The 25747-nt window shown below is 70.1% G+C and carries 22 protein-coding genes; 9 read left to right on the top strand and 13 right to left on the bottom strand.

The features are described 5' to 3' along the window. Positions 1-21: 21 nt before the first annotated feature. The gene (locus tag OG758_RS19075) at positions 22-648 is read right to left on the bottom strand and encodes a TetR/AcrR family transcriptional regulator (protein ID WP_326711127.1); all 627 of its coding nucleotides are present in this window, start codon (positions 646-648) and stop codon (positions 22-24) included. A gap of 316 nt (positions 649-964) precedes the next feature. Between OG758_RS19075 and OG758_RS19070 the strand changes: the two genes are divergently transcribed. From OG758_RS19070 to OG758_RS19055, 4 genes are all read left to right on the top strand, one after another. Continuing rightward, positions 965-1933 (top strand): tetratricopeptide repeat protein, encoded by a 969-nt coding sequence (locus OG758_RS19070; protein WP_326711126.1) that lies wholly within the window; start codon positions 965-967, stop codon positions 1931-1933. Positions 1934-2560: 627 nt separating this feature from the next. Beyond that, positions 2561-3178, top strand: a complete 618-nt coding sequence (locus OG758_RS19065; protein ID WP_100595816.1) for a DUF6230 family protein — start codon at positions 2561-2563, stop codon at positions 3176-3178. 136 nt (positions 3179-3314) lie between these two features. After that, the gene (locus OG758_RS19060; protein WP_326711125.1) at positions 3315-3872 is read left to right on the top strand and encodes a DUF6114 domain-containing protein; all 558 of its coding nucleotides are present in this window, start codon (positions 3315-3317) and stop codon (positions 3870-3872) included. Further along, positions 3862-5115, top strand: a complete 1254-nt coding sequence (locus tag OG758_RS19055) for a hypothetical protein (protein WP_382060855.1) — start codon at positions 3862-3864, stop codon at positions 5113-5115. Before OG758_RS19060 ends, OG758_RS19055 begins: the two co-directional genes overlap by 11 nt. A 116-nt stretch (positions 5116-5231) precedes the next feature. Here OG758_RS19055 and pyk read toward each other — a convergent pair whose 3' ends face one another. The 3 genes from pyk to pta form a co-directional block, all read right to left on the bottom strand. Then, the gene (pyk, locus tag OG758_RS19050; protein ID WP_326711123.1) at positions 5232-6662 is read right to left on the bottom strand and encodes a pyruvate kinase; all 1431 of its coding nucleotides are present in this window, start codon (positions 6660-6662) and stop codon (positions 5232-5234) included. Positions 6663-6736: 74 nt separating this feature from the next. Continuing rightward, positions 6737-7969, bottom strand: a complete 1233-nt coding sequence (locus tag OG758_RS19045) for an acetate kinase (protein ID WP_326711122.1) — start codon at positions 7967-7969, stop codon at positions 6737-6739. Between the two features lie 23 nt (positions 7970-7992). Further along, the gene (pta, locus tag OG758_RS19040; protein ID WP_326711121.1) at positions 7993-10068 is read right to left on the bottom strand and encodes a phosphate acetyltransferase; all 2076 of its coding nucleotides are present in this window, start codon (positions 10066-10068) and stop codon (positions 7993-7995) included. A 285-nt stretch (positions 10069-10353) separates the two neighbouring features. On the opposite strand from pta, the gene OG758_RS19035 reads away from it, so the two are divergent. Next, entirely contained in the window at positions 10354-11379 is a 1026-nt protein-coding gene (locus tag OG758_RS19035) for an ATP-dependent 6-phosphofructokinase (protein ID WP_100595810.1), read from the top strand. A 22-nt stretch (positions 11380-11401) separates the two neighbouring features. Here OG758_RS19035 and OG758_RS19030 read toward each other — a convergent pair whose 3' ends face one another. Continuing rightward, a complete protein-coding gene (locus tag OG758_RS19030) occupies positions 11402-12097 on the bottom strand; it encodes a helix-turn-helix domain-containing protein (RefSeq protein WP_372565237.1) in 696 nt (231 codons plus the stop codon). 129 nt (positions 12098-12226) lie between these two features. Between OG758_RS19030 and OG758_RS19025 the strand changes: the two genes are divergently transcribed. Next, positions 12227-12853 (top strand): GntR family transcriptional regulator, encoded by a 627-nt coding sequence (locus tag OG758_RS19025; protein ID WP_326711119.1) that lies wholly within the window; start codon positions 12227-12229, stop codon positions 12851-12853. Positions 12854-12880: 27 nt separating this feature from the next. Here the strand turns inward: OG758_RS19025 and OG758_RS19020 are convergent, their stop codons facing one another. Together OG758_RS19020 and OG758_RS19015 are read right to left on the bottom strand one after the other, a co-directional pair. Further along, positions 12881-13672: a carbon-nitrogen hydrolase family protein gene (locus OG758_RS19020; RefSeq protein WP_326711118.1), complete on the bottom strand. Its 792-nt coding sequence runs from the start codon at positions 13670-13672 to the stop codon at positions 12881-12883. A gap of 47 nt (positions 13673-13719) precedes the next feature. Then, on the bottom strand, positions 13720-15075 hold the full coding sequence (locus tag OG758_RS19015) for an MFS transporter (RefSeq protein WP_326711117.1): 1356 nt from the start codon (positions 15073-15075) through the stop codon (positions 13720-13722). A 135-nt stretch (positions 15076-15210) separates the two neighbouring features. Here OG758_RS19015 and OG758_RS19010 point away from each other — a divergent pair, with 135 nt between their 5' ends. Beyond that, positions 15211-15897, top strand: coding sequence for a DUF2848 domain-containing protein (locus tag OG758_RS19010; protein WP_326711116.1), 687 nt, complete (start codon positions 15211-15213; stop codon positions 15895-15897). A 64-nt stretch (positions 15898-15961) separates the two neighbouring features. On the opposite strand, the gene OG758_RS19005 is transcribed toward OG758_RS19010, so the two are convergent. From OG758_RS19005 to OG758_RS18985, 5 genes are all read right to left on the bottom strand, one after another. Beyond that, positions 15962-16792 carry a carbohydrate ABC transporter permease gene (locus OG758_RS19005; protein WP_116509760.1) on the bottom strand — a complete coding sequence of 277 codons (831 nt, stop codon included), beginning with the start codon at positions 16790-16792 and terminating at the stop codon, positions 15962-15964. After that, complete coding sequence (locus OG758_RS19000; RefSeq protein ID WP_326711115.1) at positions 16793-17671, bottom strand: carbohydrate ABC transporter permease; 879 nt, start codon at positions 17669-17671, stop codon at positions 16793-16795. Continuing rightward, positions 17668-19035 (bottom strand): extracellular solute-binding protein, encoded by a 1368-nt coding sequence (locus tag OG758_RS18995; protein WP_382060857.1) that lies wholly within the window; start codon positions 19033-19035, stop codon positions 17668-17670. Before OG758_RS18995 ends, OG758_RS19000 begins: the two co-directional genes overlap by 4 nt. Positions 19036-19155: 120 nt before the next feature. Then, positions 19156-19854, bottom strand: coding sequence for a response regulator (locus OG758_RS18990; protein WP_240654271.1), 699 nt, complete (start codon positions 19852-19854; stop codon positions 19156-19158). After that, positions 19851-21482 carry a sensor histidine kinase gene (locus OG758_RS18985; protein ID WP_326711113.1) on the bottom strand — a complete coding sequence of 544 codons (1632 nt, stop codon included), beginning with the start codon at positions 21480-21482 and terminating at the stop codon, positions 19851-19853. The genes OG758_RS18990 and OG758_RS18985 overlap by 4 nt, the downstream gene beginning before the upstream one ends. Before the next feature lie 183 nt (positions 21483-21665). Between OG758_RS18985 and OG758_RS18980 the strand changes: the two genes are divergently transcribed. Further along, positions 21666-23042 carry a cation:dicarboxylate symporter family transporter gene (locus OG758_RS18980; RefSeq protein ID WP_326711112.1) on the top strand — a complete coding sequence of 459 codons (1377 nt, stop codon included), beginning with the start codon at positions 21666-21668 and terminating at the stop codon, positions 23040-23042. A gap of 148 nt (positions 23043-23190) precedes the next feature. On the opposite strand, the gene OG758_RS18975 is transcribed toward OG758_RS18980, so the two are convergent. Next, complete coding sequence (locus OG758_RS18975) at positions 23191-23787, bottom strand: TetR/AcrR family transcriptional regulator (protein ID WP_326711111.1); 597 nt, start codon at positions 23785-23787, stop codon at positions 23191-23193. Between the two features lie 169 nt (positions 23788-23956). On the opposite strand from OG758_RS18975, the gene OG758_RS18970 reads away from it, so the two are divergent. Beyond that, positions 23957-25720 carry an MFS transporter gene (locus tag OG758_RS18970; RefSeq protein WP_326711110.1) on the top strand — a complete coding sequence of 588 codons (1764 nt, stop codon included), beginning with the start codon at positions 23957-23959 and terminating at the stop codon, positions 25718-25720. The last annotated feature ends 27 nt before the right edge of the window (positions 25721-25747 follow it).

Genomic DNA, 25747 nt, shown 5'->3' with positions numbered 1-25747 from the left:
TCCTGAGTCAGGCGAGAGGCCCTAGGACTGTACGGAGGCGAGTCCGCCCAGGAGCAGCGAGGTGAACCGGTCGACCCACTCCTCGTCCACCGGCTCCGCGCTCACCAGCGTGCGGTGCACCACGGCTCCCGCGACCACGTCGAAGATGAGGTCGGCGGTGCGGGCGGCGGCGGCCGGGTCGGCTTCGAGGGGGAGTTCGCCGCGTGCGTGGGCGCGGGCGCGGCCCTCCAGGACCAGACGCTTCTGCCGGTCCACGATCGAGGTGCGGATGCGCTCGCGCAGCGGTTCGTCGCGCGTCGACTCGGCGACCACCGCCATCAGCGCCGTCTTGGTCTCCGGGCGGTTCAGGAGCGCCGCGAACTGGAGGACCACACCCCCGATGTCGGCGGCAAGGCTGCCGTTGTCCGGAAGTTCGAGCTCGTCGAAGAGGACCGCGACCGCGTCCACGACGAGCTCGTTCTTGCCTGCCCAGCGCCGGTAGAGCGTCGTCTTGGCGACGCCCGCGCGGGTTGCCACGTCGCCCATCGTGAGTTTGGACCAGCCGAGGTCCACCAGCGCCGCACGGGTCGCCTCGAGGATCGCCGCGTCGGCGGCGGCGCTTCGGGGGCGGCCCGTTCTCGGGAGGGGCGAGGGGGTGCGGCTCTGCATGAAAGTGACCATACCGGCCGGTAGGGATAGCGCCGTGAGGCAGACCACAGCGAAGATCACCGGAACCCCCTCCCCACGCGGCCCGCGCGAGAGTTACGCTACGAGTCGTAGCGAAAGCTCAGTGAGCCTTGCGACAACCACGAGGTACCGGGTGGGGACCCGGCGCCGAACAGGCCCCTTCGGGCCGCAGAACGGCCCCTCTTGGGGCCGCAGACCAGGTCCGCGACCACATCCTTGACGGCGCCCGCAGTCCGGCGGGAGGCCGCGACGGGTGGTCCCGGCCCACAACGCGCCGCGGAAGGGGGAGGATGTACTCATGCAGCCACGGAACATGTCCATGAGCGGAGTCGTCGACCTCGCCGCGGTGAAGGCGGCCCAGGAGGCCAAGGCGAAGGCGGAGCAGGCGCGTGCCGAGTCCGCGCGGCAGGGCGGCGGCGGGGCCGTCTCCCCGTCGAGCCTCGTCATCGACGTCGACGAGACCGGTTTCGAGCGCGATGTCCTCCAGCGCTCGGCCGAGGTGCCCGTCGTCATCGACTTCTGGGCGGAGTGGTGCGAGCCGTGCAAGCAGCTGAGCCCGCTGCTCGAAGGCCTCGCGGCCGAGTACAACGGCCGGTTCGTGCTCGCCAAGATCGACGTCGACGCCAACCAGATGCTGATGCAGCAGTTCGGGGTCCAGGGGATCCCGGCGGTCTTCGCGGTGGTGGCCGGACAGGCTCTGCCGCTCTTCCAGGGGGCCGCGCCGGCCGAGCAGATCCGCGGGACGCTCGACCAGTTGATCGAGGTCGCCGAGGAGCGCTTCGGCCTGACCGGCATCACGGTCGACCCCGATGCGGAGGGATCTGCACCGGTCGTGGAGGCTCCGGCCGGTCCGCACGACGCTCTGCTCGAAGCGGCCGTGCAGGCTCTTGACGCCGGCGACCTCGCCGGTGCCGTCCAGGCGTACAAGAACGTGCTGAACGACGACCCCGGCAACACCGAGGCCAAGCTCGGCCTGGGGCAGGCCGAGTTGCTCCTGCGCGTGCAGGGCCTGGATCCGCAGAAGGTCCGTCAGGACGCCGCGGACCGGCCCTCCGACGTGGTGGCGCAGATCGCCGCCGCCGACCTCGACCTGGTCGGAGGCCATGTCGCGGACGCGTTCGGCCGACTTGTCGACACGGTGAAGGCCACGGTGGGCGAGGACCGGGACGCCGCGCGCGTGCGACTGCTCGAACTCTTCGAGGTGGTCGGCTCCGACGATCCGCGTGTGGTGACGGGCCGTACGGCTCTGGCCCGGGTTCTCTTCTGAGCCGTTTCTGACCAGTTCCTAAACGCCGGGCGATGTGGTGCCCAGGTGAAAGTTCTGTTCCCGCGGGTACACAGCGGTCGCGCTTTACCAAAACTTGGTAAAGGCGGCCGCTGTTACTTGGAGTAAGTCAGGGGTCATCTTCTGTCCGGTTACGCCCCTGCTTCCTCTGTTTTGGCAACTCGCTTGACGCCACCCTGTGTTGTCGGGGGATGCCACCCGGTCGTCGTTCGGTTATCCGTCCGTTACTAGCGAGTAACGAACCCCCTTGTGTCCGCGCCGAGAATGCACCACGATCGGCGACGCTCGGTCCTCATCCCGCAGTCCGACAGCCAATCGGGTCGCGGGGTTTCAGGGTCCCCACCGAGCAGGCCGGTAGCAGTGCCGCCGGCCTTGGGCAGGGGGGTCTCTGCTTCACGGCAGGGCCTGTCCAGCAGGTTGCGCGTGACTGTCAGGTGCGACCAGTGGTTGTCGCTCGGGGGTGATCGCCGGTGATTCGGGTGCCATTGCGCTCCCCGATGCGGGCGCTCTCCTTCCCGAGGACGTAGCACTTCTCCCATCCCTGCCCGGCTGAGCACCCCAAGTGGTGCTGTCAGGGCCGGAGATGTACGTCCGAGAAGGAGGAAAGTCATGGAGTCCGTGGCTCGTGGCGGAACCAGATGGAAGCGGTTCGCCGTAGTCATGGTGCCGAGCGTCGCGGCGACAGCCGTGATAGGCGTGGCCCTCTCGCAGGGTGCGCTTGCGGCATCGTTCAGTGTTTCGGGTCAGTCGTTCAAGGTGACGGCCGACTCGCTCGACGGTACGGGATTCGTCCAGTACGGGGCGCTCGACAGCGGTAAGTCGGGTGCGCACCCGGTTGCCGTCGTCGGCCTCAACGAGGCGAAGATCACCAACCTGTGCCAGTCGGTCGTCGTGCCGGTGCCGGTCTTCGGTGACGTGTCGATGAAGCTCAGCGCGGGCGGTGCGGGCGGCCCCCGCGTCGAGGCGAAGAAGCTCTACATCGACGCCGACGACCTGTCGACCAACGCCACGTTCAAGAACATCGACATCGGCGTCGGTATCGACTCGACCACCAAGGGTCCGGGTCCGTCCAAGGGCGACAAGTACGTCCCGGACTCGTTCTCGCAGCAGGCCGACTCGGTGCACTTCGAAGATGTCAAGCAGCGCGCGTGGGCGACCACGGCCGGCACCTTCAAGCTCTCCGGCCTGCACATGCAGGTGCAGAAGGGCGCACACGAGTGCTACTAGGCCCCAGGGTCTAGCTCACTCACAGCGCTGAACGGCCGGGCGCGGGGGCGAGCGGGAAGCTCCGGGACGTCCCCGTGCCCGTATCCGACACGCACCATCACCACAGAACAACGCCATTCCCGAGGAGCTGTACGACATGAGCGCCGAAGCGCAAGCAGGGCTGGGCGACAGGCTCGGCCAGACGCGCCGATCGTTCCGAGGGTGGCGCGGTCAGCGCCCATTCTGGGGTGGTCTGCTGACGCTGCTGGGCGGCATTCCGATCATGTACTTCCCGTACGCGAACCTCACGCTCGGCTCGATGACCATCCGGATGTCGACGACCGCCGGCGCCGGTTCGCTGATCATCGGCGTCCTGCTTGTGGTGCTCGGCCTGACGCTCTGGTTCCAGCCGATGTCCCGCGTCTTCGCGGGCGTCGCGGCGATCCTGCTCGCCCTGGTCTCCTTGGTGGTCTCCAACTTCGGTGGCTTTGTCATCGGCTTCCTGCTGGCGCTGCTCGGCGGCGCTCTCGGCATCTCCTGGGGGCCCTCACGGGCTGCGAAGACGGAGACCGGCGGCGTGAAGTCCGCGGACGACGCCGACTCCCCGAAGGGCGAGACGGCGGCCTTCGATGCCTTCGGTGGCGCGTCGGACGATCTGTCAGGAACGAGCACGAGCGGTAACGACGGGACGAACGGGAGGCACCGTGCCGGCTGACGAGGTGCGCCACGAGAACTCTGCGGCAGAGTTCCGTGAGAGAACCGGGCCGCGGCATGCAGCCCCCAGAAAGCATCTGTTCAACAGGCTGCACATGCCCGCGGGCAAGGCCATCGCCATCGCGGCGATGCCCACGGCCGTACTCATGGGCATGGGGCTGACCCCCACGCTCGCGCAGGCCAAGGACAACCCCACCAAGTTCTCGGCGGACGACTACAAGGCGTGCGCCGACGCGATCAAGGCGTCCGAGGACGGCAAGGACGCGGCCGGCGACAAGGGGGACGAGTCCGCCTCGCCCACCCCGTCGCCCTCGGCGTCCGCGAGCAAGGACACGTCGGACGGCAAGGCGGACTCGGGCGACAAGGCCGAGCCCACCCCGTCGCCCTCCGCGTCCAAGTCCACGGACGCGCCCTCGGACGACAGCACGGCCGGCAGCAAGACGGCCACGCCGACCCCGACGCCCACCGAGACCAAGAACCCGCTCGACCCGCTGGGTGTCGGCGACGCGCTCAAGGACCTGCTGACGCCGGATCAGAAGGAGTCGGCGACCCCGACCCCCTCGGCCTCGGCGTCCAAGTCCACGGATGTGGGCGGCACCGTCAAGGACACCGTCGACAAGGTCACCAAGCCCGTCAAGGACACGACGGACAAGGTCGGGGACACGGTCAAGGACACGGTGGACAAGGCCGGAAAGGCCGTCGACGACACCGCGGGCAAGGTCACCGAGGTGGTCCCCACGCCGTCGGCGGGCGAGACCGGTGTGCCGGACAACTGCCCGGCGGCGACGGATGCCGAGGGCGGCAACGAGCAGACCCCTGCTCAGGTCCCGAACGACTCGTGGCGCCTGGAGGCCAGTTCGCTGACCCTCAAGGGCGCGGACTACCAGGGCATCGTGAACGTGCGCACGCCCAACGGCACGGTCAAGAAGGTCCTGAAGTACGTCATCTCGGACGGCACCGACATCGGTGACCTGCACCAGACGGTCGTCGGCCCGGACGGCAAGACGTACCACGTCCAGGCCGGCAAGGGCACCACGTCCACCATCCGTGGTGGGAAGACCACCATGTACACGGAGTCGATCTCGGGCAACCTCCTGGGGCTGATCCCGATCACGTTCGACGCGGAGCACCCGCCGCCGCTGAACATCCCGCTGATCTACTTCACGAACGTGAAGGTCCAGCAGGCCGGTCAGTTCGGTGGCAACCTGCACGTGCCGGGTCTCCACCAGTACCTCACCGGCTGATCCTGCTGCCGCGCGCAGCCAAGGGCCCGTCCGGGAGCCGCACACCACTGAGGGCGCCACCTGAACCAGGTGGCGCCCTCAGTGTGTCGTACGGGGCCGATGAGCCTGAGGAGGCGTCAGTCGCGCTCTCCGCCGCCCAGGTGGTGCACCCGGACCATGTTGGTGGTGCCGGGGACGCCGGGGGGCGAACCGGCCGTGATGATCACGGTGTCGCCGTCGTTGAAGCGGTTCAGCTTCACCATCTCGGCGTCGACCAGGTCGACCATCGCGTCGGTGTTGTCGACGTACGGCACGATGTGCGACTCGACGCCCCAGCTCAGCGTCAGCTGGTTGCGGGTGCCCTCGTCCGTGGTGAAGGCCAGGATCGGCTGGGCCGCGCGGTAGCGGGACAGGCGGCGGGCCGTGTCGCCGGACTGGGTGAAGGCCACGAGGCCCTTGGCGCCCAGGAAGTCGGCGATCTCGCAGGCCGCGCGGGCGACCGAACCGCCCTGTGTGCGCGGCTTCTTGCCGGGCACGAGCGGCCGGAGACCCTTGGACAGGAGCTCCCCCTCGGCCGCGACGACGATCTTCGACATCGTCTTCACGGTCTCGATCGGATAGGCGCCCACGGAGGACTCGGCGGACAGCATGACCGCGTCCGCGCCGTCCAGGATCGCGTTGGCGACGTCGGACGCCTCGGCGCGCGTGGGGCGCGAGTTGGTGATCATCGACTCCATCATCTGGGTCGCGACGATCACCGGCTTGGCGTTGCGGCGGCACATCTCCACGAGGCGCTTCTGCACCATCGGGACCTTCTCGAGCGGGTACTCGACGGCGAGGTCACCGCGGGCCACCATCACGGCGTCGAACGCCGCGACGACGCCCTCCATGTTGTCGACCGCCTGCGGCTTCTCCACCTTGGCGATGACGGGGACCCGGCGGCCCTCCTCGTCCATCACCTTGTGGACGTCCTGGACGTCGTCGGCGTTGCGCACGAAGGACAGGGCGACCATGTCGCAGCCCATCCGCAGGGCGAAGCGCAGGTCGTCGACGTCCTTCTCGGACAGCGCGGGCACGTTCACGGCCGCGCCGGGCAGGTTGATGCCCTTGTGGTCGGAGATGACACCGCCCTCGACGACGATCGACTTCACGCGCGGCCCGTCGACCTCGACGACGCGCAGCTCGACGTTGCCGTCGTTGATGAGGATCTGGTCGCCCTTGGAGACATCGCCGGGCAGACCCTTGTAGGTCGTGCCGCAGATCGACTTGTCGCCCGGCACATCGTCGGTGGTGATGGTGAACTCGTCACCGCGCACCAGCTCGACGGGGCCTTCGGCGAAGGTCTCGAGACGGATCTTGGGGCCCTGGAGGTCCGCGAGGACGCCGACGGCGCGGCCGGTGCTCTCCGCGGCGGCCCGGACACGGTCGTACCGCCCCTGGTGCTCGGCGTGCGTGCCATGGCTGAAGTTGAAGCGGGCCACATTCATGCCGGCTTCGATCAGCGCAACGAGCTGCTCTTCGGAGTCGACGGCGGGGCCCAGCGTGCAGACGATTTTGGAACGGCGCATGGGGGCGATCCTATCGGTTTGTTTCGCTACGGAATATTCCGTCTGGTGGAATCTACAAATGGGCGGTGGTGCGCTCAGTCGTTGCGGGACGCGGAGTCGTGCACGAGGGCGTAGGTCTGCCGCGCGATCTCCAGTTCCTCGTCGGTCGGGACGACGGCGACCGCCACCCGCGCGTACTCCGGCGAGATCAGCCGCGGTTCGTCCGAACGTACGGAATTGAGCTCGCCGTCGACCGCGAGGCCCAGCTCCTCCAGCCCCGCGACGGCAGCTTCGCGCACCGGCGCCGCGTTCTCGCCGACCCCCGCCGTGAACACCACCGCATCCACCCGGCCGAGCACCGCGTAGTAGGCGCCGATGTACTTCTTCAGACGGTGGATGTAGATGTCGAAGGCGAGCCGCGCCTCCTCGTCGCCCTCATCGATACGACGGCGGATCTCCCGCATGTCGTTGTCGCCGCAGAGACCGACGAGACCGCTCTTCTGGTTGAGCAGTACGTCGATCTCGTCGGCGGACATGTTGCCCACCCGCATCAAATGGAAGATGACGGCCGGGTCCACATCGCCCGAACGCGTCCCCATCACCAGGCCCTCCAAGGGCGTCAGGCCCATGGAGGTGTCCACGCACCGGCCGCCGCGCACCGCCGACGCCGAGGCGCCGTTGCCCAGGTGCAGCACGATGACGTTGACCTCCTCGGGGGCCTTGCCGAGGAGCTCGGCCGCCTTGCGGGACACGTACGCGTGCGACGTGCCGTGGAAGCCGTAGCGGCGGATGCGGTGCTCGTCGGCGGTCTTCACGTCGATCGCGTAGCGCGCCGCCGACTCCGGCATCGTCGTGTGGAACGCCGTGTCGAAGACGGCGACCTGCGGCAGGTCCGGGCGCAGCGCCATCGCGGTGCGGATGCCCGTGAGGTTGGCCGGGTTGTGCAGCGGCGCGACCGGGATCAGCCGTTCGATCTCCGCGAGCACCGCGTCGTCGATGACGGTCGGCTCGGTGAAGAACATGCCGCCGTGCACCACCCGGTGGCCGATCGCGGCGAGCTCGGGGGAGTCCGGGCCCATCCCGTCGCGGGCCAGCTCCCCGGCGACCGCCTTCAGGGCCGCGTCGTGGTCGGCGATCGGGCCGTTCACCTCGCGCGCCTCGCCGCCGCCCGCGGTCAGCGGTGTGTGCTTGAGGCGGGACGTCTCCTCGCCGATGCGCTCGACAAGGCCCACGGCGAGCCGGGCGCCGCTCTCCATGTCGAGCAGCTGGTACTTCAGCGACGAGGAGCCGGAGTTGAGGACGAGAACTCGGCTGGGCGTGGCGGTCACAGGTGCTTACCTCTTCGTAGGGGTCAGGAGGCCGGCGTCTGGGCCTGGATCGCCGTGATGGCGACCGTGTTGACGATGTCCTGCACGAGCGCGCCGCGCGACAGGTCGTTGACCGGCTTGCGCAGACCCTGCAGGACCGGACCGACCGCGATGGCGCGGGCCGAACGCTGCACGGCCTTGTACGTGTTGTTGCCGGTGTTCAGGTCGGGGAAGATCAGCACGCTGGCCTGGCCCGCGACCTCCGAGCCCGGCAGCTTGGTCGCCGCCACCGACGGCTCGACCGCCGCGTCGTACTGGATGGGGCCCTCGATCTTCAGGTCGGAGCGCCGCTCGCGCACCAGCTCCGTGGCCTTGCGTACCTTGTCGACGTCCGCGCCCGAGCCCGACGTACCCGTCGAGTAGGACAGCATCGCGATCCGCGGGTCCACGCCGAACTGCTCGGCGGTGGCGGCCGCCTGGACGGCGATGTCGGCGAGCTGCTGCGCGTCCGGGTCCGGGTTCACCGCGCAGTCCCCGTACACGAGGACCTTGTCGGCGAGGCACATGAAGAAGACGGACGACACGATGGCGGCGTCCGGCTTCGTCTTGATGATCTCGAAGGCGGGGCGGATCGTCGCGGCCGTCGAGTGCACGGAACCCGACACCATGCCGTCCGCGAGACCGCCCTGCACCATCAGCGTCCCGAAGTAGTTCACGTCCGCCACCACGTCGTACGCGAGCTCGACCGTGACGCCCTTGTGGGCGCGCAACTGCGCGTACTCGGCGGCGAACCGGTCCCGCAGCTGCGACGTGGCCGGGTCGATGAGCTGCGAGTCCACCAGGTCGACGCCCAGGTCGGCGGCCTTCTTGCGGATCTGCTCCACCGGGCCGAGCAGCGTCAGGTCGCACACCCCGCGGCGCAGCAGGACGTCCGCCGCGCGCAGGACGCGCTCCTCGGTGCCCTCGGGCAGCACGACGCGACGCTTGTCGGCGCGGGCCCGCTCCAGGAGCTTGTGCTCGAACATCATCGGGGTGACGCGGTCGCTGCTCGGTGCCGAGACGCGCTCCAGCAGGCCGGCCGTGTCGACCCACCGTTCGAAGAGGCCGAGCGCCGTCTCCGCCTTGCGGGGCGTCGCCGCGTTCAACTTGCCCTCCATGGCGAACAGTTCACCCGCCGTGGGGAAGGAACCGCCCTTCACCGCCACCACCGGCGTGCCGGGCGCGAGGCGGTCGGAGAGCGTCAGGATCTCCTCGCCGGGCCGCTCGTCGAGGGTCAGCAGCACGCCCGCTATCGGCGGGGTGCCGGCGCTGTGCGCGGCAAGCGAACCCACCACGAGGTCCGCGCGGTCCCCGGGTGTCACGACCAGACAGCCCGGCGTCAGCGCCTTGATGAACGCCGGCAGCATGGCGCCGCCGAACACGAAGTCCAGCGCGTCGCGCGCGAGGCCCGCGTCGTCGCCGAGCAGCACCTCGCCGCCGAGGGCCTGCGTGATCTGGGAGACCGTAGGCGCGGACAGGGCGGGCTCGTCCGGCAGTACGTAGGTGGGGACCGGGAGATGGGCCGTCAGGCTTTCGCGTATCTCCTCGCGGTCCTGCGCCGCCACCCGGTTCACGACCATCGCGAGCACGTCGCAGCCGAGGACCTCGTACGCGCGGTACGCGTTGCGGGTCTCGGCGTGCACGGACTCCGGGGTCTGCTTGCGGCCGCCCACCACGGGGATGACGGACGCTCCGAACTCGTTGGCGAGGCGGGCGTTGACGGCCAGCTCGTCGGGGAGCTGAGTGTCGGCGAAGTCCGTACCGAGGACGAGGACGACCTCGTAGTCGCGGGCGACCTGGTGGAAGCGTTCCACGAGGCGTGAGACCAGTTCGTCGGTGCCCTGTTCGGCCTGCACGGCGGACGCCTCGTGGTAGTCGAGGCCGTAGACCGTCGCCGGGTCCTGGGAGAGGCGGTAGCGCGCCCGCAGCAGATCGAAGAGCCGGTCGGGACCGTCGTGGACGAGCGGGCGGAAGACTCCCACCCGGTCGACCTGCCGGGTCAGGAGCTCCATGACTCCCAGCTCCACGACCTGCCGGCCGTCACCCCGGTCGATCCCGGTCACGTACACGCTGCGCGTCACGCGTGCTCTCCCTTTCGCTGGACGGGCCGCAGAGAAGGGGCCTCTGCCGCAGAGATTCGGCCGCTGAACCGGCCTCTGATGAAAGTCGTAGCCGTGCCCTCTTGACAATACCTCCGGGGGTGGCTAAGTCGCCCGCCGGACAAAGGCCCTGGTCCGGGGGCCGAAAGAGCCCCGGAACACCCGCCGCACGGGCCCCCGCGGCCGGCGGTGACCCGCATCGCCCCCACGGCCGTGAAAGAATCGGAGCGGCTCACAAGTCTCAACAGCGAGCAGGAGACACGCACGATGCGTATCGGAGTTCTCACCGCCGGCGGCGACTGTCCTGGCCTGAACGCAGTGATCCGGTCGGTCGTGCACCGCGCCGTCACGCACCACGGCGACGAGGTGATCGGCTTCGAGGACGGATACGCGGGACTGCTCGACGGGCGCTACCGCACCCTCGACCTGAACGCCGTGAGCGGCATCCTCGCCCGCGGCGGCACCATTCTCGGCTCCTCCCGGCTCGAGCGCGACCGCTTCCGCGCCGCCTGCGAGAACGCCAAGGAACTCGCCACCGAGATCGGCTTCGACGTCCTCATCCCCATCGGCGGCGAGGGCACGCTGACCGCGGCCCGGATGCTCGCCGACGCGGGCCTGCCCGTGGTCGGCGTCCCGAAGACCATCGACAACGACATCTCCGCCACGGACCGCACCTTCGGCTTCGACACCGCCGTCGGCGTCGCCACGGAGGCCATGGACCGGCTGAAGACCACCGCCGAGTCCCACCAGCGCGTCATGGTCGTCGAGGTGATGGGCCGGCACGCGGGCTGGATCGCCCTGGAGTCCGGCATGGCGGGCGGCGCGCACGGCATCTGCCTGCCCGAGCGGCCCTTCGACCCGGCCGACCTGGTCAAGATGGTCGAGGAACGCTTCGCGCGCGGCAAGAAGTTCGCCGTCATCTGCGTGGCCGAGGGCGCGCACCCCGCCGAGGGCACGATGGACTACCAGACCGGCGCGATCGACCGCTTCGGCCACGAGCGCTTCCAGGGCATCGGCACGGCCCTCGCGTTCGAGCTGGAGCGCCGCCTCGGCAAGGAGGCGAAGCCGGTCATTCTCGGCCACGTCCAGCGCGGCGGCACCCCGACCGCGTACGACAGGGTCCTGGCCACGCGCTTCGGCTGGCACGCCGTCGAGGCCGCGCACCGGGGCGTCTCCGGCCGCATGACGGCGCTGCGCGGCACGGAGATCGAGATGGTCCCCCTCGCCGAGGCCGTCGCCGAACTGAAGACGGTGCCGAAGGACCGCATGGACGAGGCGGAATCGGTCTTCTAGAACTCCACGGTCCGGCTACCGCCTACGACGTGTGCATCCTCGACCAGAACTCGTCGAGGATCCCGTCGAGGAACTCCCGCCCGGCCTCGCCCGACTCGCGCCCCGGCCCGCCGCCCCAGCTGAGCGTCGCGGCCATCAGCGCCTGGTACTCGAGCTGCATCTCCTGGAGCGCTTCCTCCAGTCGACCCTTGTGCACGGGGACGAGCTTGGTGATCGGGCGCGTGTACGCCTGCCAGCGCGTGGTCACCGCGCTGCGCAGGAAGTCCGCCAGCTGCTCGTCGCGGCCCGTGACGGTCGCGAAGTCCGGCGGCGCAAGGCCGAGCACCTCGGCGAGGGTCGCCGACTGGCGCTCGTTGCCGCGCCACTCGCCGGTCTCCTCCATCCGCAGATACGAATGGATCTCCACCCCCACCGTGCGCGCCACGTCCTCCGGCGCGATGCCGCGGGCCATCCGGTGCTCGCGCAGCGTCCGCGCCGCGCCTATGAGATCACCCGGCGAGCACCAAAGGGAACCCGCGAGCGCGGTGAGCTCCGCCGAGGTCGGCGAGGTGAGCCCACGCTCCCAGGCGACGATCGTGTCGGGCGTGACGTGATGCTGGCCGTACGAGGCGCGCATGCCGTAAGCGACATGCCCGGGCGCCATCCCGAGGGCCTCACGGAGGCGTCGGGCGGCAGGGGCGTTGAACGGCGGGGCGGAGTCGCTTGGGTGCACGGGCACACGGTAGGTGTGAGAATTGCCGGTGGCTACGGTCTGTTCGCACCGGGTTACTTGTCGTAGGAACCTACGGGGACGGGACTCCCGGTAACCAGATCCGTATACTTCTTGTATGCAACTTTGGGGGCGGTCGTGACGTCGGGACGGGACAAGGCATACGCGTTTCTCAAGGAGAACGTGCTCGCGGACCCGGACAGGCAAGGGGAGTTCCTCTCCGAGCAGGAGCTCGCCGACCGGATCGGCGTCTCCCGCACCCCGATCCGCGAGGCACTCCTGCTGCTCGCCGCCGAGGACCTCGTACGGCTGGTCCCCAAGCGCGGGGCGCAGGTCGTGCCGCTGTCGGGGCGGGAGATCACCGAGCTGATGGAACTGCGCGGCATTGTCGAGCGGTACTCCGCGGAGCGGGTCATCGCCGGGGGCAGGGCCCCCGTGTCCGAGCTGACCGCGCTGCTCGACCGCCAGCGCACGCTCAGCGGGGCCGAGCACGCCAAGGAGTTCATCGCGGTGGATCACCTCTTCCACGCGACGATCGTGGCGGCGGCGGGCAACGCCCTGCTCGACCGCCACTACGACGGGCTCCGCAGCCGCCAGATCCGGGCCGGGGTGGTGGCGCTGTTCAACCAGCACGGCCGGCAGGAGTCCGTGCTCCATGAGCACGAGGCGATCCTCGACGCGATCGCCTCCGGAGACCGGCAGGCCGCGTGCACCGCGATCGACAGCCACCTGGAGTCGACGCTCAAGGTGCTGCTCGCGGGATAGCCGGCCTGCCGTACGTCCGGCTCGTCGTCAAAGGCGGCGGTTGGCCAGTACCGGGATGGAACGGCGGACCGAGGCGACCTCGGCGAGGTCGAGGTCCGCGATGAGCAGCCCCGGTCCCTCTTCGAGGTGCTTGCGCACGGTTCCGTCCGGGCCGACGACGGCGCTGTGGCCGATGCCGGTGGGGGCGTTCGACGCGGCGGGGACGCCGGAGGCCGCGGGGTCGGCCTGGTCCACGGCGGCGAGCCAGAGCGTGGCGTCGAGCGCGCGGGCGCGGATCAGCAGTTCCCACTGCTCCCGCTTGCCCGGGCCCGCGCCCCACGAGGCGGGGAGTACGGACAGGACCGCGCCCGCGTCGGCGTGGGCCCTGAACAGCTCGGGGAAGCGGATGTCGTAGCAGGTCGCGAGGCCGATGCGGGTGCCGTCGACGTCGAAGGTGACGACCTCGGACCCGGGTGCCACCGTGTCGGACTCGGCGAAGCCGTAGGCGTCGTAGAGGTGGATCTTGTCGTACGCCGCCTCGACGCCGGGGCCGGTGGCGAGCACGGTGTTCGCCACCTTTCCGTCCGGGGCGGGGGTGAACATGCCCGCGACGACGACGAGTTCGGCCTCCTTGGCGATCTGGCGCACCGCCGTGGCCCAGGGGCCGTCGAGCGGTTCGGCCAGCGGCGTCAGCGGGGTCCCGAAGCAGGCCATCGCGGCCTCCGGGAAGACGACGACGCGAGCGCCCGCGTCCGCCGCGAGACGGGCCTGCTCGCGCAGGAGCGCGAGGTTCTCCTCGGGGCGGGGGCCGGTGGTGATCTGGCTCAGCGCGATACGCATGAGACGTTCCTCCTCGTGTGGGGGTTCGGGAATGCGTGGTCCGGGGATCAGGATGCCGTCGACGCGGCGGGGGAGCGGGCCGGTTCGCCGCTCAGCAGCTCCTCGTCGCCCGGGTCGCCGTCGCGGCCCAGACACAGCCCGGCGATGGTGACGACCGCGGTGCCCGCGACGTAGAGGGCCAGCGGGATCCACGAGTCGTACGCGTCGAGCAGCGCCGTGAACAGCAGGGGCGCCACGGCGCCGCCGATGACACCGGCCAGCGTGTACGCGAGCGAGGAGCCGGTGTAGCGCAGCCGCGGGGAGAACTGCTCGGCGATGAAGGCCGCCTGCGGCCCGTACATCGCGGAGTGGAAGACCAGGGCCACCACGACGCCGAGTGCGAGCAGCGGCCAGCTCCCGCCGCCGATCATCGGGAAGAACAGGAACGGCCACACACCGGCGGCCGCGGCCGAGACCCCGTACAGGACGCGGCGGTTGACGCGGTCGGAGAGGGCGCCGGCCAGCGGGATCAGGAAGACCTGGAGGGAGGAGCCGATGAGGACGGCGGCCAGGGCGGAGCCGCGGGACATGCCGAGCTCGCCGGTCGCGTAGGTCAGGACGAAGACGGTGAACAGCGCGTACAGGACGTCCGGGGCCACCCGGCTGAGGATCGCGGCCGCCAGGGCGCGCGGGTGCGTCGTGAAGACCTCGCGGATCGGGGCCTCGGGGCGCTTCTGCTCGGCCTCCATCGCCTTGAAGACGGGGGTCTCCTCGAGCTTCGCGCGGATCCACAGGCCGAAGAAGACGAGCACACCGGAGAGCAGGAACGCCACGCGCCAGCCCCAGGACGTGAACTGAGCTTCCGTCAGGAGAGCGCCGAGGGCGGCGAGTACGCCGTTGGCGAGCAGGTTGCCGACCGGCGGGCCGATCTGTGCTGCCGAGGCGTAGAAGCCGCGCCGGCGCGGATCGCCGAACTCGCTGGACAGCAGCACCGCCCCGCCCCACTCGCCGCCGACGCCGACGCCCTGGGCGAAGCGGAGTATCACGAGGGTGAGCGGAGCGGCGACGCCGATCGTGGCGTAGGAGGGGAGCAGGCCGATGGCGAGGGTGGCGGCCCCGATCAGGACGAGGGTCGCGATCAGGACCTTCTTACGGCCGAGCTTGTCGCCGAGGCGGCCGAAGACGAAACCGCCGAGCGGGCGCGACACATAGCCGACGGCGTACGTGGAGAACGCGAGGAGGGTGCCGGTGGCGGGGTCCTCCGAGGGGAAGAAGACGTCGCCGAAGACGAGCGCCGCCGCGACGGAGTAGATGGCGAAGTCGTACCACTCCAGTGCGGTTCCGGTCAGGCTGGCGAAGAATGCGCGGCGGACCGCGGACCCGCCGAGCGGGGTCTTTTCCGTGCTCGTGCTGGTGTGGTTCACGACGTCCGTCCCTGAGGTTCCTTGGGTGAGGTTAACTGTCGACCTTCCGGCATACTTCTTGTATACAGGTCGTATGCGCAAGCCTTCCGCGCAAAGTTAACCTCCCCGATACCGCGAACGATGTGGAGAAACCCCATGGCGCTGCTGACCTTCGAACTGCCCGACGGCACCACCCGCAAGGTCGATGTCGTGCAGGTGCTCAACGCCGGATATGCCGGGCGCAGCCAGGACGACGTCGCCGCCCACGTGGCGGAACTCGCCGAGCTGGGGGTGCCCGCGCCGTCCGTGACCCCCGCGCTCTACCCCGTCTCCCCCTACCTCGCCCAGCACACCGACCAGGTCCGCGTCCAGCACGGGCGCACCTCCGGCGAGGCCGAGTGGGCGCTGGTCGTCGACCAGGACGGAGACCTGCTCCTGACGGCCGCCTGCGACCACACCGACCGCGAGCTGGAGGTGCACGGCGTGGCCTGGAGCAAGAACGCGAGCCCCGACGTCCTCGCCCGCCGCGCCTGGCGCCTCGCCGAAGTGCAGGAGCGCCTCGACGACCTGACCCTGCGCGCCTGGGTGACCCACGACGGCCAGGAGACCCTGATCCAGGACGGCACCCTGGCCGAGCTGCTCACGCCCGCCTACTGGGCCGACGTCCTGCGCGAACGCGGCGACCTGGTGCCCGGCACGGTCCTGATCTCCGGCACGATCCCGATGGCCGAGGGCGTCGACCAGTTCGCCCCCCACTGGCGCGTGGAACTGACCGACCCGGCCACGGGCAACACGATCGGCCTGGCGTACGACGTGGTGAGGATGCCGGTGCCGATCGGCTGAGGGGACGGCCGGGCGGCCCGTCGATCAGTGCGGGGCGCGAGGGTGCGGCAGGCGGCTCGGCCGGTCAGCCCTTGACCGCACCCCCCAGCGCGAACCCCCCGCCGAAGCGCCGGGCCACCAGGACGTACAGCAGGATCACCGGCGTCGAGTAGATGATCGAGAAGGCTGCCAGCTGGCCGTAGACGACTGTGCCCCGGTTGCCGAAGAAGTCGTTGATGCTCACCGAGGCCGGCATCTGTTCGGGAGTGAGCAGCAGCATGAAGGGGACGAAGAAGTTGCCCCACATCATGACGAACGAGAAGACCGTGACCACCGATATGCCGGGTCCCATCAAGGGGAGCACGATGCGGATCAGGGACTGGAACGAGGACGCTCCGTCCGTCCAGGCCGCTTCCTCCAGCTCCTTCGGGACGCCGTCCATGAAGTTCTTCATCAGCCAGATGGCGAACGGGAGTTGGGACGCCGCGAAGAAGAAGATCGTGCCCTGCATCGTGTCGATCAGATTGACCTGCACGAAGAGCGCGTAGACCGGGACCATGATCGCCGTGATGGGCAGGCACGTGGCGAACAGGACCGTCGCCAGGAACGGGTTGTTGAAGCGGGATCGGTAGCGGGACAGCGGGTACGCCGCGAGGGCCGCGCTCGCCACCGTCAGGAGGGTCGCGCCGCCGCACAGCAGCAGGCTGTTGAGGAGCGGCGTGAAGGTGATGTCGGGGGTCAGGACCGCGTCGAAGTTGTCCAGGGTGACGCCGTCGGGGATCTTCACCTGGAGGTTCGCGTGCGCGTCGAGGGCGGAGAGGACCACCCACGCCAGCGGCAGGACGAACGCCGCGGCGACGATCAGGAGTCCGGCGTCGGCCGCGAGGCGGTGGCGGACGGTGCGGGGTGAGGACACTCAGGCCTCCGAGCGCAGCAGGCGCATATAGACCAGCGAGAAGAGCGAGCCGACGACCAGGAGGAGCAGGGCGACCGCCGTGCCGTAGCCGATCATGCTCTTCTGGAAGGCCTGCTCGTACATGAACAGGGGCAGGGTCTGGCTGCGGTTTCCGGGCCCGCCTCGTGTCATCACCCAGATCAGCCCGAAGACGGACAGCGTCTGCAGGGTGTTCAGCATGAGGTTCGTGCCGATGGAGCGGCGGATCATCGGCAGCGTGATGTGCCACATGCGGCGCCAGCCGCCCGCGCCGTCCATCTCCGCCGCCTCGGTGATCTCCTTGGGTATCTCGCCGAGTGCCGCCGAGTAGACCAGCATGGAGAACGCCGTCCCGCGCCACACGTTCGCGAAGGACACCGCGAGGATCGGCAGCGTGAACAGCCAGTTCTGGGTGGGCAGATGGAGCCAGTCCAGGATCGCGTTGAGCGTGCCCTCGCGGCGGAAGAACGCGTAGAGGAGGAAGCCGGCGACGACCTCGGGCAGGACCCACGCGCAGATCACGACCGCGCCCGTGACCGTGCGGACCGGCTTCGACGCGCGCTGCATCAGCGCGGCGAGGGCGAGGCCCAGCGTGTTCTGGCCGATGAGCGAGGACAGGACGGTGAAGACGAGGGTGAGCCAGACCGCGTTCAGGAACGCGTCGTCCCTGAACGCGGCCGTGAAGTTGTCGAAGCCCACGAAGGAGGAGTGGGCCTGGCCCGTCAACTGCAGGTCCGTGAAGGCGATGTACGCGCAGTACGCGATCGGGCCGGCGAGGAAGAGCAGCAGCAGGACCAGGGAAGGGGCCAGGGGCAGGGCGCGTGTCAGGGGGCGGCGTGCACCGCCCCGCCCCACCTTCACTTGGTGATCACCTTGCCGTCCGTCGCCGTCTTGAGTTGCTCGTCATACGTACTCGCCGCCTTCTCGACCGAGCTGTCGCCGGTCGTGACCGACTCCATCGCCTCCTGGATGGCCGTGGAGACCTTCGGGTACGCCGGGTACGCGGGCCGGTAGTGGGTCGACGCCACCAGGTCCGTGAAGAACTTGATGCCGGGCTGCGCCTTCACGTACGCCGGGTCGGCCGCGACGTCCTTGCGTACCGCGATGCCCGAGTTGGCGATGTACCACTTCTGGGCGTTGGCCTTGGTCTGCATGGTCTTGATGAACTCGAAGGCCAGGTCGGGGTTGGACGCCTTCGACGGGACCGACCACGTCCAGCCGCCCGACATGCTGACCTTGCCCGGGGCCTGGCCGTCCTGCGTCGGCATGTGCGCGAGGCCCAGCCTCTGCGACCACTCGGGCCACTCGTGGCCGCTGCCCTTCAGCCAGTCCTGCGGGAGCCAGGAGCCGTCGAGGTTGATCGCCAGCTTGCTCTTGGGGAGCAGTTCGCCGCGGACCCGGGTGCCGATGTTCGGGTCGAGGGCGTCGGAGACGTCGGGGCCGAGCTTCTCGCCGTAGACCGTCTTCACGAAGTTCAGCGCGTCCTTGAACGGCTTGCCCGCGGTGATCCACTTGTTGGACGACCTGTCGTACAGCGGGTCCGCCGTGCCCGACCCCGTCCCGTACAGGAGCATCTCGAAGCCCTGCATCGCCGACTGCTCGCCGCCGGGCTTGCCCGTGTAGACGTTGAGCGGGGTGACGGATGGGACCTTCTTCTTGATCGTGCGGGCCGTGTCGAGGACGTCGTCCCAGGTCTTCGGCTGCCAGGGGGTCTTGATGCCGGCCTTCGCGAAGATGCCCTTGTCGTACCAGAGTCCGCGGGTGTCCGTGCCGTCCGGGACGCCGTACGTCTTGCCGTCCTGGGCCTTGGCCGCGTTCTTCGCCGTGTCGATGAACTGGTTCCAGTCGGGCCACTTGGCGAGATACGCGTCGAGGGGCTTCAGATAGCCGCTGGTGATGTCCGAGTTGATGAGGAACGTGTCCTCGTAGACCAGGTCGGGTGCCGTCTTCGGGGAGCGCAGCATCTGCTGGAGCTTGGTGTAGTACTCGGAGTCCGGCGCCTTGATCGGCACCAGCTTCACCTTCTTGCCCGGATGGTCCTTCTCGAACTGCGTCTTCATCGACGCCAGGTACTTGTCCATGACACGTATCTGGTTGTCGGTCGACTGCTTGAAGGAGATCCTGACGGTGTCCGGGTCGTCCCCGGAGCCGCTGCTGCAGGCCGTCAGGCCGGTCGCGGCGATGAGCAGAGTGGCGCTGAGGAGCACTGGAGCGGTGGGGCGCACGGGCACGACCTCCTACGGGCCGCCGCCGGCCGGCTTGCCGAGCGGGGCTGCTCGGTGAACGTACGGGCGGGGTCGGACCAAGGTCAATCCCCGTGCAGGAGTGGGTGGTTGACCAATGGTCTACACCGCTGTGAGCCAGCGGTAGTGCAGTTCGGGTCGGCCCACCTGGCCGTACTGAGGGCTGCGGGCGGCCCGGCCCGACTCGACGAGATGCTCCAGGTAGCGGCGGGCCGTGATGCGCGAGATGCCCACGGACTCGGCCGCCGCCGCGGCGGTCAGACCCTCCGGGGCGGCGCGCAGCGTCCGAGTGACGCGCTCGAGCGTCGGCGCGCTCAGTCCCTTGGGCAGCGCGGCCGGACCGGGGGCGCGCAGCGTGGCCAGGGCGCGGTCGACCTCGTCCTGGCCGCCCGCCTCGCCCGCCGCGGCCCGGAACTCCGCGTAGCGCACGAGCCGGTCGCGCAGCGTCGGGAACGTGAAGGGCTTCAGTACGTACTGCACCACGCCGAGCGAGACCCCTTCGCGGACCACCGTGAGGTCGCGGGCCGAGGTCACCGCGATGACGTCCGTGTGATGGCCCGCCGCCCGCAGTGAGCGCGCCAGCTGGAGACCGTGGCCGTCCGGGAGGTGCAGGTCGAGGAGGAGCAGGTCGACCTGGGTGCGCTCCAGGGCGCGGTGGGCCTCGGCGGCCGTGTGCGCCTTGCCGATCGCGGTGAAGCCGGGGACCCGGTTCACGTACAGGACGTGGGCGTCGGCGGCCACCGGGTCGTCCTCGACGACCAGTACTCGAATGGTGCCGCCCGTGGCGTCGGGATCGGTCACGCGGTGCCTCCCGTGGGCGTGGTCGCGCTCGTGCGCTGGAGGGGCAGGACGACGGTGAACTGTGCGCCGCCCGTGGGGGATTCGGCCAGGGTCAGGGTGCCGGAGTTACGGGCGACGGACTGCTGGACGAGGGCGAGTCCGAGGCCGCGCCCGCCGGGACCGGCCGGCTTGGTGGACCACCCCCGCTCGAAGACCGCGTCCGCGTGGCCGTCGGCGACACCCGGGCCGGTGTCCGTGACCCGGAGCAGCAGGGTGTCGTCCTGCGCGCGGGCCGTGACCGTCACCTTCGCGTACGGGGAGCCCTGTGCCGCGTCGACCGCGTTGTCGAGCAGGTTGCCGAGGATCGTCACGAGGTCGCGGGCCGGCAGGGTGGGCGGCACCAGACCGTCGTCGATGCGGCTGTCCTCGGATATCTCCAGCTCCACGCCGTGCTCGTTGGCCTGCGCCGTCTTGCCGAGCAGGAGCGCGGCGAGCACCGGCTCGCTCACGGCGGAGACGACCTGGTCGGTGAGGGTCTGCGCCAGCTCCAGTTCGGCCGTCGCGAAGTCGACCGCCTCGCCGGCCCGGTCCAGCTCGATCAGCGAGACGACCGTGTGGAGCCGGTTCGCGGCCTCGTGGGCCTGTGAGCGCAGCGCCTGCGTGAAGCCCCGCTCCGAGTCCAGCTCGCCCATGACCGCCTGGAGTTCGGTGTGGTCGCGCAGGGTCACCACGGTGCCGCGCCGGTCGCCGCTGGAGACGGGGGAGGTGTTGACGACGACCACGCGGTCGGTGGTGAGGTGCACCTCGTCGACGCGGGGCTCCGCCGCGAGGAGCGCGCCTGTGAGCGGGGTGGGCAGGCCGAGCTCCGCCACATTGCGCCCGACCGTCTCGTCGCCGACGCCGAGCAGCTCGCGCGCCCCGTCGTTGATGAGCGCGATCCTGCGCTGCCCGTCGAGCATCACCAGACCCTCGCGCACCGCGTGCAGCGCCGCCTGGTGGTAGGCGTGCATGCGGCTGAGCTCGGTCGCGTTCATGCCGTGGGTGTGCCGACGCAGCCGGGCGTTGATGACGTACGTGCCGATGCCGCCGAGCACGAGGGCGCCCGCCGCGACGCCGGCCACCGCCATCACCTGGCCGCGCGCCTGCGCGCTGATCTCCTCGACCGTGATGCCGGCGCTGACCAGACCGACGATCCGCTGCCCCGACAGGATCGGGGTCACCACGCGCACGGACGGGCCGAGGGTGCCCGTGTACGTCTCCGAGAAGGTCCGGCCGCGCAGGGCGGGCCCGATGTGGCCGAGGAAGCGCTCGCCGATGCGGCGCTCGTCGGGGTGCGTCCAGCGGATGCCGTGCGGATCCATGATCGTGACGAAGTCCACGCCGGTGTGGCGCTGGACGTCGCTCGCGTACGGCTGGAGCGTGCGGGTCGGGTCGCCGTCCCCGGTGATCGCCCCGCGCACGGAGGGCGCGTCCGCGACCGCGCGGGCCGCCGCCGTCGCCTGGCGCGTGGCGGCCTGCTCGGCCTGGTTGCCGTCGCTGATGTACGTGAACAGCGCGCACCCCGCGACCACGACGGCGACCAGGACGACCTGCATCGCGAAGAGCTGGCCGGCCAGGCTGCGGGCGCGTGGCAGGAGGGGGAGGCGCATGGGCCCAGTGTGCCTCTCGGTACGAGCTGAACGTATAAGCGTGAACTAAATGAACGGAAGGGTGACGGCCCTCACAAGCCGGGAGATAGTCCTCGTGATTCGCCAGACGTGAGCCGCACGCATGGCGCGTACGTGCAGGTTTCCCGTACGCAGTACGCCAGACACCGTCGTCAGGAGGCACCCGTGGCCGAGACCCAGGTGGCAGCCGCCACCAAGAGAGACCGCACCCACTATCTGTACATCGCCGTCATCGGTGCCGTCCTTCTCGGCATCGCGGTCGGCTTCATCTGGCCGGACTTCGCCAAGGAGCTCAAGCCGATCGGCACCGGCTTCGTGAACCTGATCAAGATGATGATCTCGCCGATCATCTTCTGCACGATCGTGCTCGGCGTCGGTTCCGTACGCAAGGCCGCCAAGATCGGCAAGGTCGGCGGGCTCGCGCTCGGCTACTTCCTGGTGATGTCCGTGGTCGCGCTCGCCATCGGCCTGGTCGTCGGCAACATCCTGCACCCGGGCGACGGCATGCACCTCACGCAGGCCGTGAAGGACGTCGGCCACACCGCGGCCAAGGACGCCGCCGAGGGTCCCGTCGACTTCGTCCTCGGGATCATCCCGACGACCCTCGTGTCGGCGTTCACGGAGGGCGAGGTGCTCCAGACGCTCCTGGTCGCCCTGCTCGTCGGCTTCGGACTCCAGGCCATGGGGCGCGCCGGTGAGCCGGTCCTCAAGGGTGTCGAGCACATCCAGAAGCTGGTCTTCCGCGTCCTCGGCATGATCATGTGGGCCGCGCCCGTCGGCGCGTTCGGCGCGATGGCGGCCGTCATCGGCGAGACCGGTGTGGACGCCCTGAAGGCACTGGCCACGATCATGCTCGGCTTCTACGTGACCTGCATCCTGTTCGTCGTGGTGGTCCTCGGGAGCGTGCTGCGCCTGGCCACCGGGTACAACCTGTTCGCGCTCCTGAAGTACCTCGGCCGCGAGTTCCTGCTGATCCTGTCCACCTCGTCCTCCGAGTCCGCGCTGCCGCGGCTCATCGCGAAGATGGAGCACCTGGGCGTCAGCCGTCCCGTCGTCGGCATCACCGTGCCGACCGGGTACTCGTTCAACCTCGACGGCACGATGATCTACCTGACCATGGCCTCGCTCTTCATCGCGGACGCCATGGACCAGCCCCTCGCCATCGGCCAGCAGATCGGCCTGCTGCTGTTCATGATGGTCGCGTCGAAGGGCGCCGCGGGTGTCTCCGGTTCCGGTATCGCGGTGCTCGCCAGCGGACTCCAGTCGCACAAGCCCGCGCTCGTCGACGGCGTCGGCCTGATCATCGGCATCGACCGCTTCATGAGCGAGGCCCGCGCCCTGACCAACTTCGCGGGCAACGCCGTCGCCACGCTCCTCATCGGTACGTGGACGGGTGAGGTCGACAAGGACCGCGTCCGGCGCGTGCTCGCCGGTGACCTGCCCTTCGACGAGCGCACGCTCGTGGACGACGGGAGCCACGCCCCGGCGGCCGACGTTCCGGACCAGCGGGGCGGCGACGACAAGGAGCTGGCGAAGGCCTGAGCGCTCCGCCGGGCAAGCGGTGTGGCAGGTGCGGGTCGGCCTGGGTCCGGCCGCGCAGTTCCCCGCGCCCTTGGGGAGGGGGAGGCGGCGGGCCGGTGGGGTCCGGCCGCGCAGTTCCCCGTGCCCCTGACGGGGCGTGTGGCAGCCCTTAGTTGAGCCCTGCCACCAGTTCGGTGGCGCGTGAGGCGGGTACGCCCGCCGCGGTCAGTACGGTGACCGCGGCGGAGCGGCCCGCCTCTTCTGCTGGGATCAGCCCGTCGTTGACCGCTTCGAGCAGTCCGAACAGGACCTGCTCATGGACGTACGCGAGGGCCGGAGGTGGCAGGGGAGAGACGAACTCGCCCGATTCCAGGCCCTGTTGGAGCAGTTCGGTGCAGCTGTCGCGGACCGGGCTGAGCCTGGCGCGGATGCCCTCGACGGTGACGGCGCGCTGCGCGAGCGCGACCAGCAGACGGTAGCGGTCGGCGACCTCCCACACGGCGAGCAGCGAGCGGGCCACGGCCTCGGCCGGGTCGGTCACGCCCGCGCGCCCCTCGGTCTGCGCGGCCTCGACCGCGACGACGGCGTCGTCGACCAGCGCGGCGACGAGCGCCTCGCGGCTGGGGAAGTGCCCGTAGACCGTGCGCCTGACGACGCCCGCGGCCCTGGCGATCTGGTCCATGGACGCGTCCGGGTCGCGCAGCAGCTCGGCGAGGGCGACGTCGAGGATGCGGCGGCGGTTGGTGTCGGCTCGGCCTGAAGTCACGCGCCCATTCTGCACCCCTGCCCCGACCCCGTTCACGTGTGGTTTTGCACAGCGCTGTGCAATGACGTAAATTGCACACTGTTGTGTAATTGCACAGTGCTGTGCAATGTCCATGGACCCATGGACTCGTGGACTGTGGGGGCCGAGCGCCCCGGAGGGTGGCAAGGGAATGCGCCTCGTCATGAAGGAACCGGTCGAGGGGATGGACCGGCCGTACGCCCGTCGCTGGTGGGCCCTGATCGTGCTGTGCCTGAGCCTGCTGATCATCGTCATGGCGAACACCGCGCTCACCGTCGCGGCGCCCGACATGACCAAGGACCTGGGCCTGACCAGCGCCGACCTCCAATGGGTCATCGACGGCTACACCGTCCCGTACGCGGCCCTGATGCTGCTGCTCGGCGCGATCGGCGACAAGTACAGCCGGCGCGGGGCGCTCGTCCTCGGCCTCGTCGTCTTCGGCGGCGGCGCCGTCGCGGGCTCGCTCGTCGACAGCTCCACCGGGGTCATCGCGGCCCGCGCGGTGATGGGCGTCGGCGCGGCCATGATCATGCCCGCCACGCTGTCACTGCTCGCGGTCACCTTCCCGCGCGCCGAGCGCGCCAAGGCCATCGTGCTGTGGACCGCCACCGCGGGCCTCGCCATCGCGGCCGGGCCGCTGGTCGCCGGCGCGCTCCTGCGCGACCACGGCTGGTCGTCGACGTTCCTGATCAACGTGCCCGTGGCCGCCGTCGCCCTCGTCGGCGCCCTCGTCCTCGTACCGCCGTCCAAGGCCGCGCATCAGCACCGCATCGACTACGTCGGCGGACTCCTCTCGGTCGTCTGGGTCGGCGCGCTCGTCTACATGATCATCGAGGGGCCGCACTTCGGCTGGGGCGCCAAGGCGATCGGCGCCGCGGTCGTCGCGGGCGTGGCCCTGGTGGCCTTCGTCGTGTGGGAGCTGCGCCACCCGCGCCCGGTCCTGGACGTCCGCCGCTTCACGGACCGCCGCTTCTCCGGCTCGAACCTCGCGGTCGCCCTCTTCTTCCTCGCGGTCTTCGGCGCCTTCTACTACCTGACCCAGCACCTCCAGTTCGTCCTCGGCTACGACGCGCTGGCCACCGGCGTCCGCATGCTGCCGCTCGCCGGAGCGGTCTTCGTGGGCTCGGCCCTCACGGGGTACCTCACCCCGCGCGTCGGCATGAAGATCACGGTGACGGCCGGCATGGTCGGCGGCACCGCGGCCCTCGCCCTCCTCACACGCGTCGACGCCACGTCCTCGTACGGGGACTTCGTGCTGCCCCTCGTCATCCTCGGCCTCGCGATCGGCCTCGCCCTCTCGCCGTGCACCGACGCGATCATGGGCTCGTTCCCCGAGTCGGAGCTGGGTGTGGGCGGCGCGGTCAACGACACGTCGCTCGAACTCGGCGGCTCGCTCGGCATCGCGATCCTCGGCTCGGTCCTGGCCGGTTCGTACTCGTCGCAGCTGGCGGACGACACGGCCGGTTCGAAGCTGCCCGCCGACGCGCTGAGCACCGCGCAGGACTCGGTCGGCGCGGGCTACGCGGTGGCGCAGGGCATCGGCGACCAGGCCCACAAGGTGGCCGAGAAGGCGGCGGGCGCGACCAGCCCCGAGCAGGCGGCCCAGCTCAAGGCGCAGGCCGAGCAGCTCGCGGGCGGCGCGCGGCAGATGGCCGACGCGGTCGGTTCCGCGTTCTCGGACGCGGTGGCCCACACGAGCGTCGTCGGCGCGGTGATCCTCGGGGTCGGGACGGTGCTGGTGGCGGTACTGCTGCCGCGGCGGGGGGAGCGGGTGGCGGAGGCGGACGCCGCTGCCGAGCAGTCCGGCGCCGCTGAGCCGGACGCCGCCGTCGAGCCGGATGCGGCCTCCGAGTCGGATGCCGAGGTCGCGTCGGACGCCCGTGAGAAGGAGTCGACCGCGCAGAGCAACGCGTAATCGCTGGCCTTTCCGTCGGCGTCAACG

Source organism: Streptomyces sp. NBC_01474, assembly GCF_035918215.1.
Lineage (GTDB): Bacteria > Actinomycetota > Actinomycetes > Streptomycetales > Streptomycetaceae > Streptomyces > Streptomyces aureus.
The sequence above is the reverse complement of the archived record's forward strand: the minus strand, read 5'-3'. Positions and strand labels throughout refer to the sequence as shown.